The organism is Bifidobacterium xylocopae, assembly GCF_003315615.1.
GTDB lineage: Bacteria > Actinomycetota > Actinomycetes > Actinomycetales > Bifidobacteriaceae > Bombiscardovia > Bombiscardovia xylocopae.
This window is the reverse complement of sequence record NZ_PDCH01000098.1, coordinates 1-359: the sequence shown is the minus strand read 5'-3', so window position 1 is coordinate 359 and position 359 is coordinate 1. Positions and strand designations below refer to the sequence as shown.

The following is a 359-nucleotide window of genomic DNA, read 5'->3' as shown; positions in this document are numbered from 1 at the left end:
GTCGGGCCTTGAAAAACAAGGGCTCCGAGACGGTGAACAACCAGGAGACGCCCACCAACGAGCCGAAGATCTGCGGGTATGTGCCGCCGGTCAGGAAGGACGTGGTCTCCGAGGCCAGCCAGGGCGGGGACCAGTCCAGCGTGGACGGCAAAGTCGTCCATCCCGGCCAGAAGGTGGAGTACCAGCTGGACACCCAGCCCAAGCTGCCCGCGTCGCTGGCCTACCCGGTCAAGTCCATCCTCTTCACCGACAGCTTCGACCAGTATCTCAAGGTCGATAAGCAGACCCTGGAGCTGATGGACCTGGATACGGGCCGGCCGGTGCCGAAGTCCAAGTACAGGACGACATGGGACGACGCC

The 359-nt window shown here is 63.5% G+C and carries 1 protein-coding gene; it reads left to right on the top strand.

The genetic code is table 11. From position 1 onward, the window contains the following. The coding region (locus CRD59_RS07780; RefSeq protein ID WP_130341236.1) for a hypothetical protein at positions 1–359 on the top strand (359 nt) is incomplete at both ends.